This is a genomic window from Rhodoplanes roseus (genome assembly GCF_003258865.1).
Classification (GTDB): domain Bacteria; phylum Pseudomonadota; class Alphaproteobacteria; order Rhizobiales; family Xanthobacteraceae; genus Rhodoplanes; species Rhodoplanes roseus.
On the sequence record NZ_NPEX01000006.1, the window covers coordinates 21231 to 36628 of the forward strand.

The 15398-nt window shown below is 70.7% G+C and carries 17 protein-coding genes and 1 pseudogene; 3 read left to right on the forward strand and 15 right to left on the reverse strand.

Annotated features, from left to right (window positions below; all coding sequences use genetic code 11):
- The 3 genes and pseudogenes from CH341_RS35670 to CH341_RS01795 all read right to left on the reverse strand — a co-directional run.
- Nucleotides 1-597, reverse strand: a pseudogene (locus CH341_RS35670) (tripartite tricarboxylate transporter permease); the annotation flags it as partial.
- Between the two features lie 13 nt (nt 598-610).
- On the reverse strand, nt 611-1060 hold the full coding sequence (locus tag CH341_RS01790; RefSeq protein ID WP_111417318.1) for a tripartite tricarboxylate transporter TctB family protein: 450 nt from the start codon (nt 1058-1060) through the stop codon (nt 611-613).
- Nucleotides 1061-1237: 177 nt separating this feature from the next.
- Nucleotides 1238-2227, reverse strand: a complete 990-nt coding sequence (locus CH341_RS01795) for a Bug family tripartite tricarboxylate transporter substrate binding protein (RefSeq protein ID WP_111417319.1) — start codon at nt 2225-2227, stop codon at nt 1238-1240.
- A gap of 344 nt (nt 2228-2571) precedes the next feature.
- Between CH341_RS01795 and CH341_RS01800 the strand changes: the two genes are divergently transcribed.
- Nucleotides 2572-2766, forward strand: coding sequence for a hypothetical protein (locus CH341_RS01800; protein WP_111417345.1), 195 nt, complete (start codon nt 2572-2574; stop codon nt 2764-2766).
- Between the two features lie 50 nt (nt 2767-2816).
- Entirely contained in the window at nt 2817-3413 is a 597-nt protein-coding gene (locus tag CH341_RS01805) for a DUF2939 domain-containing protein (RefSeq protein ID WP_111417320.1), read from the forward strand.
- Nucleotides 3414-3477: 64 nt separating this feature from the next.
- Here CH341_RS01805 and CH341_RS01810 read toward each other — a convergent pair whose 3' ends face one another.
- The 4 genes from CH341_RS01810 to CH341_RS01825 all read right to left on the reverse strand — a co-directional run bounded on the left by CH341_RS01810 (nt 3478) and on the right by CH341_RS01825 (nt 6586).
- Nucleotides 3478-3741 carry a hypothetical protein gene (locus CH341_RS01810; RefSeq protein WP_146604341.1) on the reverse strand — a complete coding sequence of 88 codons (264 nt, stop codon included), beginning with the start codon at nt 3739-3741 and terminating at the stop codon, nt 3478-3480.
- Between the two features lie 184 nt (nt 3742-3925).
- The gene (locus CH341_RS01815; protein WP_111417346.1) at nt 3926-4870 is read right to left on the reverse strand and encodes a ring-cleaving dioxygenase; all 945 of its coding nucleotides are present in this window, start codon (nt 4868-4870) and stop codon (nt 3926-3928) included.
- A gap of 48 nt (nt 4871-4918) precedes the next feature.
- Nucleotides 4919-5560 (reverse strand): alpha/beta hydrolase, encoded by a 642-nt coding sequence (locus CH341_RS01820; RefSeq protein ID WP_111417322.1) that lies wholly within the window; start codon nt 5558-5560, stop codon nt 4919-4921.
- Between the two features lie 81 nt (nt 5561-5641).
- Nucleotides 5642-6586: a ring-cleaving dioxygenase gene (locus CH341_RS01825; RefSeq protein WP_111417323.1), complete on the reverse strand. Its 945-nt coding sequence runs from the start codon at nt 6584-6586 to the stop codon at nt 5642-5644.
- 155 nt (nt 6587-6741) lie between these two features.
- On the opposite strand from CH341_RS01825, the gene CH341_RS01830 reads away from it, so the two are divergent.
- A complete protein-coding gene (locus CH341_RS01830) occupies nt 6742-7668 on the forward strand; it encodes a LysR family transcriptional regulator (protein WP_111417324.1) in 927 nt (308 codons plus the stop codon).
- A 9-nt stretch (nt 7669-7677) separates the two neighbouring features.
- On the opposite strand, the gene CH341_RS01835 is transcribed toward CH341_RS01830, so the two are convergent.
- From CH341_RS01835 to CH341_RS01865, 8 genes are all read right to left on the reverse strand, one after another.
- Nucleotides 7678-8310 carry a YceI family protein gene (locus tag CH341_RS01835; RefSeq protein ID WP_111417347.1) on the reverse strand — a complete coding sequence of 211 codons (633 nt, stop codon included), beginning with the start codon at nt 8308-8310 and terminating at the stop codon, nt 7678-7680.
- Between the two features lie 136 nt (nt 8311-8446).
- Entirely contained in the window at nt 8447-9559 is a 1113-nt protein-coding gene (gene atzD / locus CH341_RS01840; protein WP_111417325.1) for a cyanuric acid amidohydrolase, read from the reverse strand.
- Between the two features lie 17 nt (nt 9560-9576).
- Complete coding sequence (locus CH341_RS01845; protein WP_111417326.1) at nt 9577-11025, reverse strand: amidohydrolase family protein; 1449 nt, start codon at nt 11023-11025, stop codon at nt 9577-9579.
- A 28-nt stretch (nt 11026-11053) separates the two neighbouring features.
- Complete coding sequence (locus CH341_RS01850; protein ID WP_111417327.1) at nt 11054-11827, reverse strand: ABC transporter permease; 774 nt, start codon at nt 11825-11827, stop codon at nt 11054-11056.
- A 227-nt stretch (nt 11828-12054) separates the two neighbouring features.
- Nucleotides 12055-12939 carry an ABC transporter ATP-binding protein gene (locus CH341_RS01855; protein WP_111417328.1) on the reverse strand — a complete coding sequence of 295 codons (885 nt, stop codon included), beginning with the start codon at nt 12937-12939 and terminating at the stop codon, nt 12055-12057.
- Nucleotides 12939-13172 (reverse strand): hypothetical protein, encoded by a 234-nt coding sequence (locus CH341_RS36185; protein WP_342634988.1) that lies wholly within the window; start codon nt 13170-13172, stop codon nt 12939-12941. The genes CH341_RS01855 and CH341_RS36185 overlap by 1 nt, the downstream gene beginning before the upstream one ends.
- Complete coding sequence (locus tag CH341_RS35675; protein ID WP_281021294.1) at nt 13127-14368, reverse strand: dihydroorotase; 1242 nt, start codon at nt 14366-14368, stop codon at nt 13127-13129. Before CH341_RS35675 ends, CH341_RS36185 begins: the two co-directional genes overlap by 46 nt.
- Before the next feature lie 172 nt (nt 14369-14540).
- Nucleotides 14541-15332: an SDR family NAD(P)-dependent oxidoreductase gene (locus CH341_RS01865; RefSeq protein ID WP_111417329.1), complete on the reverse strand. Its 792-nt coding sequence runs from the start codon at nt 15330-15332 to the stop codon at nt 14541-14543.
- Nucleotides 15333-15398 lie beyond the last annotated feature (66 nt).

The window sequence follows — 15398 nt, forward strand, 5'->3', positions numbered from 1 at the left end:
CTCGGCGACTCCGAAGGTCATGCGCGCCGCGCCGGACGAGACGTCGATGCCGATCAGCCCGAGCAGAAGCCCGAGCAGGACCATGGCAAGCGCCTTCATGACGGAGCCGTGGGCGAGAATCACGGCGGCCAGCAGCCCGAGCACCAGCAACGAAAAATATTCGACGGCCGTGAACTTCAGCGCCAGCACGGAGAGCGGGACGCTGAGCAAACAGATGACCACGGTCGCGATGGTGCCGGCATAGAACGACGAGATCGCCGCGATCGCCAGCGCCGGTCCGGCGCGGCCGTTCTGCGCCATCTTGTGGCCGTCCAGGCAGGTGACGACCGAGGAGGTCTCGCCCGGCACGTTGACCAGGATGGCCGTGGTCGAGCCGCCGTACTGGGCGCCGTAGAAGATGCCGGCCAGCATGATGAAGGCCGAGGTCGGGTTGAGCCCGAACGTGAACGGCAGCAGCAACGCGACGGTGGGGATCGGGCCGATGCCGGGCAACACGCCGATGGCGGTGCCGATCACGACGCCGATGAAGCAGTACAGCAGATTGACCGGCTCCACCGCGGTGGCGAGGCCGAGCGCGAGATTGGCGAACAGATCCATCGTGGCCGGCTCCTCACCAGGGCCAGATCGGGACGGGCAGCTTCAGCGCCCAGACGAACAGCAGGACGGAGCCGACCGCCATGGCACTGCCGAACAGCACGGTCTCGACCACGCGGGTCTCGCGACTTGCAAAGCCGGCGATCACGATGGTGACGACCGAGGCGATCATCAGCCCGGCCGTCGTCACCAGGAGCGCGAAGGCGCCGACCGCGGCCAGGATGAAGATCACGGCGCGCGGTTGCGGCCGGGTGATGCCCTGGAACGGCGACAGCAGCCCGCGGATCACGAAGAACAGGCCGAACGTGCACACCAGCGCGGCGATCGCCCGCGGCATGTAGCCGGGCCCCATGTTGGCCGCCGTCCCGACCCTCAGGCTCCAGGTCGCCGCCGTCGTGAACACGGCGACGCCGACCAGGAAGGCGCCGAACAGCAGATCCTGCAGATCGATACGGCGACCTGTCATTTGATCACCCATCCTTCAGTACGACGTCCGGTCGATTCCCTCGGCCCGTCATTCCGGGCGGGGCTGCGGAGCAGCCGCAACCCGGAATCCAGCCCAGACCGACAGCGTTCGCCGCTGGATTCCGGGTTCGCACCTTCGGTGCGCCCCGGAATGACTGCGCGCGAACGGATCGTCGTTTCACTCGCCCTTGATGCCGTTCTCGCGGACGACCTCGCCGAGCGTCTTCACATTGGCGGCGAGCCAAACCTTGAACGACTCCGGCCCGTCGGCCTTCACGGTGCCGCCGAGCTCGCCGATCTTCTGGGCGATGTCCGGCATGGCGACGATCTTGCGCAGCTCGGCGTCGAGCCGCGCGACCAGCGCGGGCGGTGAGCCGGCCGTCACCATCAGGCCCTGCCAGGTGCCGGCGTCGCCGGCCGGCAGCTTGGCCTCGTCGAAGGTCGGCAGATCCGGCACCGAAGGCAGCCGCGCCGGGCCCGACACCGCGAGACCGACGAGCTGGCCGTTCTTGACGAACTGCAGCGAGCCCGAGACGCCGTTGAAGATCACCTGGCTCTCGCCGGCGACGACCGCGCGGGTCGCGGCGGCACCGCCCCGGTAGGGCACGTTCTTCCATTCGACACCGAGCGCCTTACCGATGCGGATCGGGGTGACGTGGTTCATGCCGCCGATGCCGGAATTGGCCACCGCGACCTTGCCCGGATTGGCCTTGGCGTAGGCGATCAGCTCGGCGACCGACTTCGCCGGCAGGGTCGGGCTCACGGCCAGCACATAGGGCGCGAACATGATCATGCCGACCGGGGCGAGATCCTTCTGCGGATCGAAGGTGAGATCGGGGAACAGGCTCGGCGCCAGCGCCAGCGTGCCGACGTCGAGGAGGAGCAGCGTGTGGCCGTCCTTGGCCGCCTTGGCGACCGCGTCGGCGCCGATATTGCCGGAGCCGCCCGGCTTGTTCTCGACCACCACGGCCTGGCCGATCGCCTCCTGCAGTTTCGGCGCGATCAGGCGGGCCAGGATGTCGGACGAGCCGCCGGGCGCGTAAGGCACCACGATGCGGACCGCGCGGGTGAAGCTTTGCGGCTGGGCCTGGGCCTGCGCGGGCGACGGGAGAAGGGCCGCGCCGGCGAGCCAGGCGGCTGCGGCGAGCGTGCAGAACGATCGGATCATGGGCGTCCTCGTTGTCCCGCTCTGTCGGGTCCGGAGATCCCGGTGTCGGGCGTTGCGGCCGGGGAGGAGAGGTGTCGCAGAGGTGGCCGAACGCGGATGATAGGCCGGGGCTGCCTGTTCGTCTAAGCCCGGTCGACGCATTCGGCCATCCGGATGACACCTGCCCCGCGCCGCCTCCGGCGGGCGAAAGCGTCTGCGGCACGGCCCGTCCTCAATCGAAGAGCGAGCGTGCAGGGCGGCTGAAACCGGAGGGACACCGGCGCGCGGCGCAGCGCGACCGAACCCCCGGACCGCCGCCGGCGTTGTCGTCGGGTTGTGACATGCGCCACATAGAGGAGGCCAGGATGGCTGCGGACCCCAAGGCGACACCCTCCGGGCTCCAGACCGGACAGCGGCCGGGCGACGAGGCCGACCCGGGCACGCCGGGAACCGGCGAGGCGCTCTGCCCGGACTGCGACGGCACCGGGAAACAGCACGGCCGGGCTTGCCCGACCTGCGGTGGGACCGGCAAGGTGGTCCAGGGCATCGGCGGAGCGTGAGGCACCGTCGGGCCATCTGACACTCCGGCCGCTCAGCCGGTCGAGGACCGATGCGTCTCGCTGTTCGAATCGTCGCCGCGTCGGCGGTGCTGCTCCTGCTCTACGCGGTCTGGCCGCTATGGGGGCTCTACCGGCTCGCCGATGCGGTCGAGCATCGCGATGCGGAGCGTCTCAACCGCTCGATCGCGTTTCCAGAACTGCGGCAGTCGCTGTCGTTCCAGATCTCCCGCGCCGTCCTCACCGTCACGGGACAGGAGAAGCGCCTCGGCCGGCTCGGCACCGGCCTCGTGATGTCGCTCGGCTCCGTCGCCGACCCGCTGGTCGAGCGCTTCGTCACCCCGGAGGGGGTCGCCTCGCTGCTCGCCCGGGGGTGGCCGGAAGGCCTGCCCGAGGAGGACGCGGCCGCGCCGCAGCCGCGCATCGGCGGCATCAGGCCCGGCGACCTCGGCAATGTGTGGAGCGTGTTCGCGGCCGCGCATTACCGCGGCCGCAGCTTCTGGATCGACCTGCCGCTCGGCGGCGCGCCGGCGCAGCAGTTCAGGATCAGGCTGCGGCTGATCGCCGGCACCTGGACGCTGGTCGGGGTCGATCTTCCCGAGGAGCTCCGGCTGCGCTTCGCGACCGTGCTGGTGCGCACCCGGAACTGAGCATCAGACGAGCATCACGGGCGAGGCTCCGCCCACGCGGAGCCTGCGCGCCGCGGGACCCGCGTCAGTGCTTCACCGTGGTGATCTCGGTGCAGTTGCGGTTGCCCCAGGCGGTGCGGCTGCACTCGCGCGTGCTGACATACTGGATGCGGGGCGGCTCGGGCTTGGCGACGACGGCCGGCTCGGCGGCCTTGGGCGGCGCGATCGTGGCGGCCATGGCGGCCGTCACGGGGCCGGACGGCAACACCGGCTTGGCGCCCGGATAGGGCAGCTTGTTGAGAGCAACGAGAGTCAGAACCACGACGGCAAGCGCATAGATCATACGCATTGAAAGACTCCAATCCGATGCGTCGGCAACGACTGTCGGACCGGACCATGCCGGCCCGCTGTTCAACCTCAGACCGCCTCCACCATCCTGCAAAACGGTTTAGGCCATATTACCATACCGTGCCGGACGGGCATGAAACACCCGTCCGGACGTGGCGATACGCCGCGCCGGCGCCCTCACCGGTTCACAAGGGCGCGAGGCCGGCCTCGATCTCGCGGCGTCGCGACTCTAGGAAGGGGGGCAGCGACAGCGCGCGGCCGAGCGTCTCCAGCGGCTCGTCCACGGCGAAGCCGGGCCCGTCGGTGGCGATCTCGAACAGCACGCCGTTCGGCTCGCGGAAATACAGGCTGCGGAAGTAGAAGCGGTCGACCGGCCCGCTCGACGGCACGCGCATCCGCCGCAGCCGCTCGGCCCAGTCCTGGTAGGCCGCGTCCGGCACCCGGAAGGCGACGTGGTGGACGCCGCCCGCGCCCGGCGCCGCGACGGGCTGGTCGGGCTCCACCGCGACATGCAGCTCCGCCGCCGCCCCACCCTGGCCCATCGCATAGACCTGCGTGCGCGACGACGGATTGCCGACCGTCTCGTAGTCGCGCACCCGCGTCATGTTCATCAACGTGGTCAGCACCGCCTCGGTCGGCGCCAGATCCGGGACCGAGATGGTGATCGGCCCGAGCCCGCGGATCTGATGCGCGGACGGCACCGGGCTGTCGGCCCAGGCATGCGCCGGGCCGGCGCCGCCGTCGTCGATCAGCGACAGCCGCTGGCCCTCCGGATCCTCGAGATCGAGCGTCGCACGGCCGTCGCGCAGGACGATGTCGCCATGCGTGACGCCCGCCGCCGCGAGGCGCTGCTTCCACCACACGAGGCTCGGCTCGCCGGCGACCCGCAGCCCGGTCCGGCAGATGCTGCGCGTGCCGCGGCGCTCGGGCCCGACCGGCCAGTCGAAGAAGGTGATGTCGGAGCCGGGCGAGGCGACGCCGTCCGCATAGAACAGGTGATAGGCCGAGACGTCGTCCTGGTTCACGGTCTTCTTCACCAGCCGCATGCCCAGCGTCTCGGTGTAGAAGGCGTGGTTGCCGGGCGCATTCGCCGTCACCGCGGTGAGATGGTGGATGCCGGTGAGCTGCAAGGAATCATGGTTCACGGGGGTGTCCTCGATCTGATCAGTTGCGTCGCGTCAGGAGAGTCGCGACAGGAACGCGGTGGCGAGCGCCAGATCGGCCTGCGTCAGGCCGTGACCGGCGGGCAGCCGGCGCAACGTGACGTCGGCGCCCGCGGCGGCGAGCGATGCGGCGAGCTTCTCCGGATCGCCCGGCGGCATGATCGGATCGGCGTCGCCCGCCACGATCAGCACCGGCGTGCCGCCGAGGCCTTCGGCCGGCGGCGGCGGGTCGAGCGGCACCATGGCGCGCAGCAACACGGCGCCGGCCAGAATGCCGGGATGCAGCTGCAGCAGCGCCGCCGCGATATTGGCGCCGTTGGAGAAGCCGAGCGCCACCGGCGCGGCGATCCCGTATGTTTCACGGGCTGCGCCGATGAAGGCGGCGAAGTCGGCGGCGCGGCGGCGCACGTCGGCCTGGTCCAGCACGCCCTCGGCGAGCCGGCGAAAGAAGCGCGGCGCGCTCCCCTCCAGCACATTTCCGCGCGGCGACAGCAGGGCCGAGCCGGGCGACACCGCCTGGCCGAGGCCGATCAGATCGGTCTCGTCGCCGCCGGTTCCGTGCAGGAGGAGCAGCGGCGGCCGGCCGGTCCCGGTGGCCGGCACGAAGCGATGGACATGGAGAGCGAGCGCAGAGGTGCTTTTGGCGACGGCGGACATGTGGGCCTCGGGGGTGATGAGGTCGAATGATCAGTACGATTATTCACCCTCCCCTGGCCGGGGAGGGTGAAACGCCGAGCCTCACGCCACCTTGGGCAGCACGGCCTCGATGGCGGCGCGGCGCGGCTCGTACTGGGCCGGCAGCTTCAGGGCCTGGCCGAGGCTCTCGACCGGCTCGTCCACGGCGAAGCCGGGCGTGTCGGTCGCGATCTCGAACAGCACGCCGCCGGGCTCGCGGAAGTAGACCGAGCGGAAGTAGTTTCGGTCGCGCTGCTCGGTCGTCCGGACGCCGTGCTGGGCCGCGAGGCGGGCGACCATGTCGCCCTGCGCCGCGTCGTCCGCGGCCCGGAAGGCGACGTGATGGACCGAGCCGGCGCCGAGCCGGCCACGGAACGACGCCACCGCCCGGTGCAGATCGACGATCGCGCCGAGCGTGTCGGCCGCGGCGTCGGTGCCGCGGAAGCGCACCAGGTTCGCGTCCTCGTCGCGCCCGACCTCCTCGAAGCCGAGCACGCCGGTGAGGATGGCGGCCGTCGGCGCCGTGTCGGCGACCAGCAGGCCGACCGAGTGCACGCCCCGGATTGCCACATCGGCCGGGATCTCGGCCGTGCTCCAGGCCGGCTCGCGCTCGATCCCCGGTACGCCGACCAGCGCGAGCCGTGTGCCGTCCGGATCGCGGAACCGGATCACGGTCTCGCCGAAGCGCTTTTCGGGAGCCTCGTGCCGAAGCCCGGCCTCGACCAGCCGGTGGGTCCAGAAGGCGACGGCGGTCTCCGGGATGCGCAGCGCCGTCTCGATGGTCTCACCGACGCCCGACTGGCCGGCCGCCGCGTTCTCCCACGGGAAGAACGTCACGATGCTGCCGGGCCGGCCGGTCTCGTCGCCGTAGTAGAAGTGAAAGGTGCCGGGATCGTCGAAGTTGACGGTCTTCTTGACCAGCCGGAGGCCCAGGGTCCGCGTATAGATGTCGAGGTTGCGGTGGGCGCGACCGGCCATGATGGTCACGTGATGGATGCCATGGGCCATGTGAGCCTCCTGACGGGCCGGTTCGGCCCGCGCTTGTTGTGGTGTCCGACCCAAGATGGCAGCGCCCCGGCCCCGGCGCCATTGCACTGATGCAATCCTTGAACTGCAGGCCCGCTTACGATATTGCGTCGCTGAAACAGCGAGGCTCACCCCCGATGCCCGACCCCCACAAGGCCCTGGCCTGGGACGACTTCCGGCTGATCAAGGCGATCGCCGACGCCAAGACCCTGCCGGCCGCCGCGACCCTGCTCGACATCAACCACTCGACCGTGTTCCGCCGGCTCGGCCAGATCGAGGCGGCGCTGGGCACGCCGCTGTTCGAGCGCCACCGGGCCGGCTATGCGGCGACTGCGGCCGGCGAGGAGATGGTGGCGCTGGCGCGCCGCATGGACGACGACGTCGCCTCCTTCACCCGCCGTATCGTCGGGCAGGAGGTGTCGCCCTCCGGCGAGCTGCGTGTCACCACCAACGACTCGCTGCTGGTCCACCTGCTGACCCCGCTGTTCGCGAAGTTTCGCAAGGCCTGTCCGGACGTGCGGCTCGATATCGTCCTCAGCAACCAGGCCCTCAACCTCTCGAAGCGCGACGCCGACGTGGCGATCCGGGCGACCGACTCGCCGCCCGAGACGCTGGTGGGCCGCCGCGCCGCCAGCATCGCCTGGGCGCTCTACGGCTGCGCCGGCGAGTTTCCGGACGGGCCGCCGGCCGACGAGGCGGCGTTGTTCGGGCGCGACTGGATCGCGCTGGGCGAGCACCTCGCCTCGCTGGAGGCGGTGAAGTTCGTGCGGGCCCGCGTCCCGCCCGAGCGCATCGCCTACCGGGTCAACTCGGTGCTCGGGCTCGCCGAGGCGGTGGAGAGCGGGCTCGGCATCGGCCACCTGCCCTGCCTGATCGGCGACGCGCGCCCGGCCCTGGTGCGTCTCGCCCCGCCCGATCCGGCGCTCGCCGCCGACCTGTGGCTGCTGACCCACCCGGATCTGCGCCACGCGCCGCGCGTGCGCGTCTTCCTGGATTTCCTGGCCGCCGAGCTCGCGAAGCTGCGACGCTTCATCGCCGGCGAGGAGCCGCGCGCCGGGGCGTAGCCATCGTCCTCACTCCGTCTTCTCGAAGGCGGCGACGATGCGGAGGTCGACGCGGTCGGCGACCATCGGCAGCGCGAACTTGATGCCGAACTCGCTGCGCTTGACCGAGGCCGTGGCCTCGAAGCCGACGGTCGCGGCCTTGTTCATCGGATTGACGCCGGCGCCGGTGAAGCGCGCCGCCAGAACCACCGGCTTGGTGACGCCGCGCAGCGTCAGGTCGCCGGTGATCTCGGCCCGATCTCCCGCGACCTCGATGCGGGTGGAGCGGAACGTCGCGGTCGGAAACTTGTCGGTCTCGAAGAAGTCCGCCTTCTGGAGATGCTCGTCCAGCGCCTTGCTGGTCGTGATGGCGCTCCCGAGCGGAAGCTCGATGACGAGCCGCGCCGCCTCGGGCTGCTTGGGATCGAGCGTCATGGTGCCGGTCACGGCGCCGATCATTCCGCAATAGTTGCTGAAGCCGAAGTGATTCGCCGTGAACACCACCTGGGTGTGGTCGGGATCGACCTTGTAGCTGCCCGCGGCGACGCGCGACGGATCGACCTTGCCGGGGACATCGGGCGGCCCCGACTGCGCCGAGGCGGCCCCGGCGGCGACCGCCAAGGACAGGACGGCGGCGAACGGAACCGTGAACTGAATGCGCATGAACGTCTCCGAGTGGGCGATGCGCCACCCGCGCACCAGGCGCTTCGGAATTTAGACCGGCGAACGACCGGGACAACCGAACCGGCCGCGACGCACGGTCGCGTGGAGGTCGTTCATCCCTACTGCTGCACCAGTCTCAGGCGTTCGGAATCACCCGCTCGGCGATCACCGCCACCGGGCCGCCGCCGTCCGGCCCTTGGTGCTCGGCGCCCCCCGAGACGTAGATCTCGGCGTGGCCGACGAGACCGGCGAGCGCGCCGCAGACGAAGGCGCGGGCGTGGCGGGTCGCCGAGATGTCGGAGTCGTCCAGCATGGTGTGACGGTGGCCTCGGATCTTCCCGTCGTGGCTCGCCTCCGCCTTGGAGAGGAGCGCGACGAGGCGCGTGCGTTCGGCGGCAGAGAGCTGGCCGTCGGCCGCGAAGCCGAGGCGGCGCAGCGCGGCGCGCACCGGCTCGATGTCGATGCCGTCGCTCATCACGGCGTGATCGATCACCAGCGGTCCGGACCAGTTCGGCGAGGTGCCGAGCACGACGATCTCGTGATCCAGGAGCTCGATGCCGGACGAGCACGAGGCGCGGCCGGACCACAGCGACCAGTCGGCCGCGATCCTGCCGTCGCCGATCTGATCACGACCGATCTCGCCGAGCGCCACGCCCACACCCAACGCACTCGCGGCACGTGACAGGCCCATGGATTTGAGGGTGTCGCGGGTCGCCACCGTGCCGCCCTGCGCCTCGGCCTCGCCGATCCGCTGCACGGTCAGCAGCGGGCACTTGATCTGGACGAAATGCACGTCGTCGGGATCGTCGATGCCGGCGTCCTGCATGGCGGCGCGCACGCCCGCCGCCACCATGTCGACCTCGGCGACGCGGCCCAGGTCGCAGAACGGCAGCACCGGCGTCCGGGTGCGGCCGATGGCCAGCGCCGGGCCGCCGGCCGGCGCCTCGTCGGTGTCGCGCCGCTCGAACACGGTCCAGTGCGGGGACATGCCGCCCTCGGTGCCCCCCGACATGACCAGGCACACGGCGTGCGCCGCCTCGGCCGACATGTGCTGCTTCAGCATCAGCCCGAGCGACTGGGTGGCGAAGCCACGGGCGAAGTCGTTGACGCAGCCGTTGCCCTCGGTCTTGCCGAAGATGGCGACGATGCCGGACGGATCGATGCGGCCGGCCGCGATGGCGGCCTCGATCCCGGACGTGTCGTCCGGCGACGCGGCGGCGATGCGGTGGACATAGGCGCGACGGGTCATGACGGTCTCGGTCCTGATCAGGAGCAGATGAACGCACGGGCGCCGTAATGCGGCCCGAGCGCGGCGCGCAGCTCGGGCAGCGCGGCGCGGATCGCCGCCGTGTCGGGGAAGCGGCGGCGCAGGGTGGCGAGCAGCTCGGCCTCGAGCGCCGGGAGGTCGACGCCCGTGACGATGCCGTCGCGCACCACCGGACGGCCGGCGACGACGAGATCCGTCACGTGGCGTCGGCGGGCGCGGGCCAGCACGGTCTCGATCGGCGGCACCGTGTCGTCGAGGCGGTCCGCGGTCAGCGCCGCCCAGTCGAGCACCAGGAGATCGGCCGGAGCGCCGGGCGCGACCGTGCCGCCCGCCTCCTGGCCCAGCACCGCGAAGCGGCCGGCCTGCACGGCGAAGCGCAGCAGGTCGTGATGCGACATGCGGGAGTCGAAGCCTTCGCCCTTGTGCAGCAGATAGGCGAGCTGCATTTCGGCGAGCGGGTCCTCCTGCTCGTCGAGCGCGACGCCGTCGAGCCCCATGGCGACGCGGCAGCCGCGCGCCAGCATCTCGGCGAGCGGCGCGACGCCGGAGCGCAGCACCAGATTGGACGAGGTGTTGACCACGATGGTGGCGCCGCGCTCCGCGATCAGCTCCATCTCGTCCGGCCGAAGCCAGGTGCCGTGCGCGAAGGAGACACGGTCGTTGACGAGGCCGAGCGCATCGAGATGGGTCAGCAGGCCCTGCGGACAGGTCGCGTCCGCCCAGGCGCGCTGGTAGGGGCTCTCGAGCAGATGCATGTGGACGCGCCGCCCGTGCGCCGCGGACGCCTCGCCGATACGCGCCAAGAGATCGTCGCTGCACCATTGCGGACCGGCCGGGCCGTACTGCACCGTGACGCCGTCGCCGGCGATGGCCGCCGCGGTCGCCTCGACCAGCGCCACCTGCTCGGCCGCCGGTGGTGGCGCACGCAGGAACTTGTCGCTCACGCAGGCGCAGGCGGCGGGCGAGAGCCGGCCCAGCAGGTCGGCTTCGCCGCCATAGGCGAGCGGATTCCGGTCGCGGCACTGCACGGCGAACGCGATCCTGATGCCGACGTCACGGGCTGCCCTGGCGACCGCCCGGGCCTCGTCGGGATAGGCGGTCAGGCCCTGGATGCGGGTGTAGTGCGCCATCTCGACGGCGATGCCGGCGCGCGCGCTGCGGCCGAACGCGACCGCGGCGGTGAGCCAGGGATCGACCGCCGGGATCGCCGCGAGCTGCGGCAGCCAGGCCTCCAGCGCCACGTCGACATTGCCGATCTGGCTGGAGCGGACGACCCGCGCGTGATCGTGCGCGTTGACCAGCGCCGGCATCGCCAGCCGGTCGCGCGCCGCGGCGGCGCCCGAGGGCCGCAGCGCGACGATGCGGCCGTCCGCGAGCGTGATCTCCTGATCGGTGCACGTCGCACCGCCCGGGCCGGCGAGCACGACGGCTGCATCGAGGGTGGTCATGGCGACCTCCTGAGCGGCGTTCGCCGCCTCATCCCATCGCGAACTCGGTCTTGCGGTGGGCCCAGCCGGTGATGCGGCTCTCGATCAGCGAGAAGACGCCGTACAGGATGATGCCGAGCGCCGCCAGGATGAACAGGCCGGCGAACACCAGCGGCACGTCGAACGAGGCCGAGGCGATCATCATCACGTTGCCGATTCCCCGGTTCGACGCCACCGTCTCGGAGATCACCGAGCCGACGAAGGCGAGCGTGACGGCGACCTTCAGCGAGGCGAAGAAGTACGGCATGGCGCGCGGCAGCCCGACGTTCCACAGAATGTCGAACTTGGTCGCGCGAAGCGTCTTCATCACGTCCTCGAGCTCGGGCTCGGTCGTCGCCAGGCCGGTCGCGACGTTCACGACCACCGGAAAGATGCTCATGATCAGCGCGGTCAGCACGGCCGGCACGGTGCCGGCGCCGAAATAGAGGACGAAGATCGGCACCACGGCGACCTTCGGCACCGACGAGAAGCCGACCAGCAGCGGATAGGCGACGTCGTAGGCGAGCTTCGACCAGCCGATCAGCACGCCGATCAGCACGCCGATGCCGACGCCGAGCACGAAGCCCAGCATGGTGGTGTAGAGCGTCTGCAACGTGTGCGGCCACAGCGCCGGAAAACGCTGCCACAGCGTCACGAAGATCTGGCTCGGCCGCGGCAGCACCGTGTCGCTCACCCCGAAGGCGAGGCACAGCACCTCCCACACCGCGAACAGCCCCACGATCAGCACGGCCGAGGCGATCTTCCGGTTGACGTTGGAGTTCATCTCAGACAGCTCCATCGGCAGACGCAATGCGATGTGTCACGCCGCAGCCTGCTCCCTGCCCCCTTGTGGGGGAGGGTCGGCGAGAGGGGTGAGCGGCAAATGCCCCGTTCGTGGCGTACCCCCCTCCCTGTCCCTCCCCCACAAGGGGGGAGGGAACGCTGGAAGCGCCGAGGCTTCGCAGAGAGGAGGCGTCGAGCAATGCGTTCGAGCGACCGTCGGTGATCATCTCACGCCACCGCCGGCTCGTCGCTGCGCGCCTCGACGATCAGCTCGCGCAGGCGCTGGGTCATGGCGACGAAGTCGGGCTCGTAGGTCATGGCGAGGTTGCGCGGGCGCGGCGCGTCGAAGACGCGGTCGTCGACGATGCGGCCGGGGCGCGCGCTCATCACGCAGATGCGGTTGGCCAGATAGCCGGCCTCGCGCAGGTCGTGGGTCACCAGCAGCACAGTCGGCCGCCGCGTCATCCAGAGCTGCTGCATGATCGACCACAGCTCCTCGCGGGTGAACTGGTCGAGTGCGCCGAACGGCTCGTCGAGCAGCAGGAGCTGCGGGTCGTGCACCAGCGCCCGGCACAGCGAGGCGCGCTGCAGCATGCCGCCCGACAGCTGCCAGGGATGCTTGTCGCCGAAGCCTTTCAAGCCGACCTGGGCGAGCAGCGCCTCGACGCGGTCGCGGAACTCGCCCTTGCGCTTCTTGCGATACTGGCCGCGGAACGGCGGCACGATCTTGAGCGGCATCATCACGTTGTCACGGATGGAGAGCCACGGCAGCATGGTCGGGTTCTGGAACGCCATGCCGATGCGCACCGGCTCGGCCCCCACCTCGCGCCCCGCGACATAGACGAAGCCCGACGACGCGCGGAGAATCCCGCCGACCATCTTCAGGATCGTCGACTTTCCGCAGCCGCTCGGACCCACCAGCGCGACGAAGTCGCCCTTGGCGATCCGGAGATTCGTCTCCGACAGCGCATGCACCAGATTCGGCGCGCGGCCGTAGGTGACCGTGGTGCGCTCGAGCTCCACATAGGAGTCGACGTGGCTCGGCGGCACCGCCTCGCCGGAGGACGGCTCCGGCTGGCGCTCGATCAGAACGACGTTCGTTCCCGAGGTCATCAGGCGACTCCGGCGGGTGCGGGGGACTTGACAATGGCCCTCATGGTGCTGGCCGGGTTCTTCGGCCGCGGCGCCGGCATCTCCTGGATCGCATGCACCGAGCGGCCGGTGCCGCGCGCGCTCTCGACCAGGCTGCGGTCCTTCATCACGAAACGGCCACGCACCAGCGTATGGATCGGCAGGCCCGTCACGGCGCGGCCGTGCCACGGCGTGATCTTCGCGCGCGACTGCAATGCTTGGTCGTCGATGGTCCAGCGGCGCGCCAGGTCGACGATCGCGATGTCGGCGTCGGCGCCGGGCTGCAGCGTGCCCTTGCGCGGAAACAGGCCCCAGCACCGCGCCGGCGCGCCGTCCACCGCACGTAGTCGCTGATCGACATGCGGCCGGCCGCGACCTCGGTGAGCATCAGCGGCATCTGGGTCTCGACGCCCGGGAAGCCGCAGTCGACCGTGAAGATGTCGTCGCGCACCTTCTCGTCCGGAATGTGCGGCGCATGGTCGGTGGCGATCATGTCGACCACGCCGCTCTTCAGCGCGGCCCACAGCGGCGCCTGGTTCTTCGCCTCGCGCACCGGCGGATTGACGCGGATCACCGGGCCGATGCGGCCGTAGTCCTCGGCACCGAGCAGGAGATATTGCGGACAGGTCTCGCCCGTCACGTCGACGCCGCGCGACTTCGCCTCGCGCAGCGGCCGCAACTCCTCGGCGGACGAGATGTGCAGCACGTGGATGCGCGCGCCCGTCCATTCGGCCAGGATCGCGGCCCGGGCCACCGCCTCGACGGCGACCACGGCCGGCCGCGCCGCCAGATGCGCCAGCGGATCCTTGCGGCCCGCCTCGCGCAGGCGGGCCTCGCGCCGCGCCATGATGGAGGCCGTCTCGGCGTGCAGTGAGACGCGCTTGCCGGTCGGCGCCACCACCTCGAACGCCTCCAGCATGGCGCCCGTCGAAGGCGACGGGATGTTGCCGAAGGTGTTGCCCATGTAGAGCTTGAAGCCGATCACGCCGCCGGCGACCAGATCCTGCACATGGGCGATCGTGTCCTCGCCCAGGAGGCCGTAGAGGCCGTAGTCGACATAGGCCTTCTCGCTCGCCAGCGCGTGCTTGGCCGCCAGCGCGTCGGCCGTGCCGGTCGGGGGAATCACGTTCGGCATGTCGAACACGGTGGTCACGCCGCCGAACGCCGCCGCCGCCGTGCCGGTGCCGAAGTCCTCCTTGTGGGTGTAGCCGGGCTCGCGGAAATGCACGTGGACGTCGATGGCGCCGGGCAGCACGTGCAGGCCGGTGGCATCGAGCGTGTCGATCGCCTCCGGCATCGCCTCGGCGGCGCCGACCGCCAGCACGCGGCCGTCCTTCACGGCTATGCTGGCCGGATACGCGGTCGTGTCGGTGACCACGGTTCCGCCGTGGATGACCAGATCGGCCTTCATGCTTTTCTCCCTGACGATGTCGCGCCGGTCGAACAGTCGACCTCGTCCTGAGGAGCCCGCGCAGCGGGCGTCTCGAAGGACGTGGCCACATGGTTCGAGACGCGCTCCTGCGGAGCGCTCCTCACCATGAGGAGAGGGGGTGGAGCGCCGAGAACGAACGCCATGTGCGGCCTCACAGCATCGCCCAGCCGCCGTCGACCGGGAGGTCGACGCCGGTGATCTGGCGGGACACGTCGCTCGCCAGGAACAGGCAGGCGTTGGCGACGTCCTCGTCGGTGGACACGCGCTTCAGCGCATAGTCCTCGGCGTGCAGGCGCGCCGCCTCGTTGACCGAGATGCCGTGCTTCTCGGCCAGGTTCGCGCACACCTTGTCGCGGAAGCGCGGGCCCTCTACCATGCCGGGCGCGACGCAATTGACGTTGATGTTGTAGGCGCCGGCCTCCAGCGCGAAGCTCTTGGTGATGCCCCGCAGCCCCCATTTCGACGCCGAGTAGGCGAGCCGCCCGGCCCGGCCTCGCAGCCCGAAGGTGCCGCCCACATTGACGATCTTGCCCCAGCGCCGCGCCATCATGTCGGGCAGCACGGCCCGGATGGTGTTGAAGCAGCCGCCCATGTTGAGCGTGACGATCTCGTCGAACTCTTCGGGCGTCGTCTCGGCGCCGGTCTTGCCGATCGGCCCGGAGCCACCGGCGACGTTGACCAGGACGTCGACCTGTCCGAACGTTTCGCGCGTCGTCGCCGCTGCGGCATCGCACTGGGCCGCGTCCGTGACGTCGCAAGCGATCACGATCGCGTCGGCGCCGCGCGCCCTGGCGGCTTCGGCCACCGGCTGGATCGCTGCCGTGTCTCGGCCGATCAGCGCCAGCCGGCAGCCCTCCGACGCGAAGGCGAGCGAGATGGCCGCGCCCATGCCCTTGGCGGGCCCGGTGACCATCACGACGCGGCCGGCGAGATCGAGATTCATGCGGGTTCTTCTTGTTGTCGGGTTACGTTTCGACGAATTCAGTCCTCGTGCCCCAGATCGGAAGAG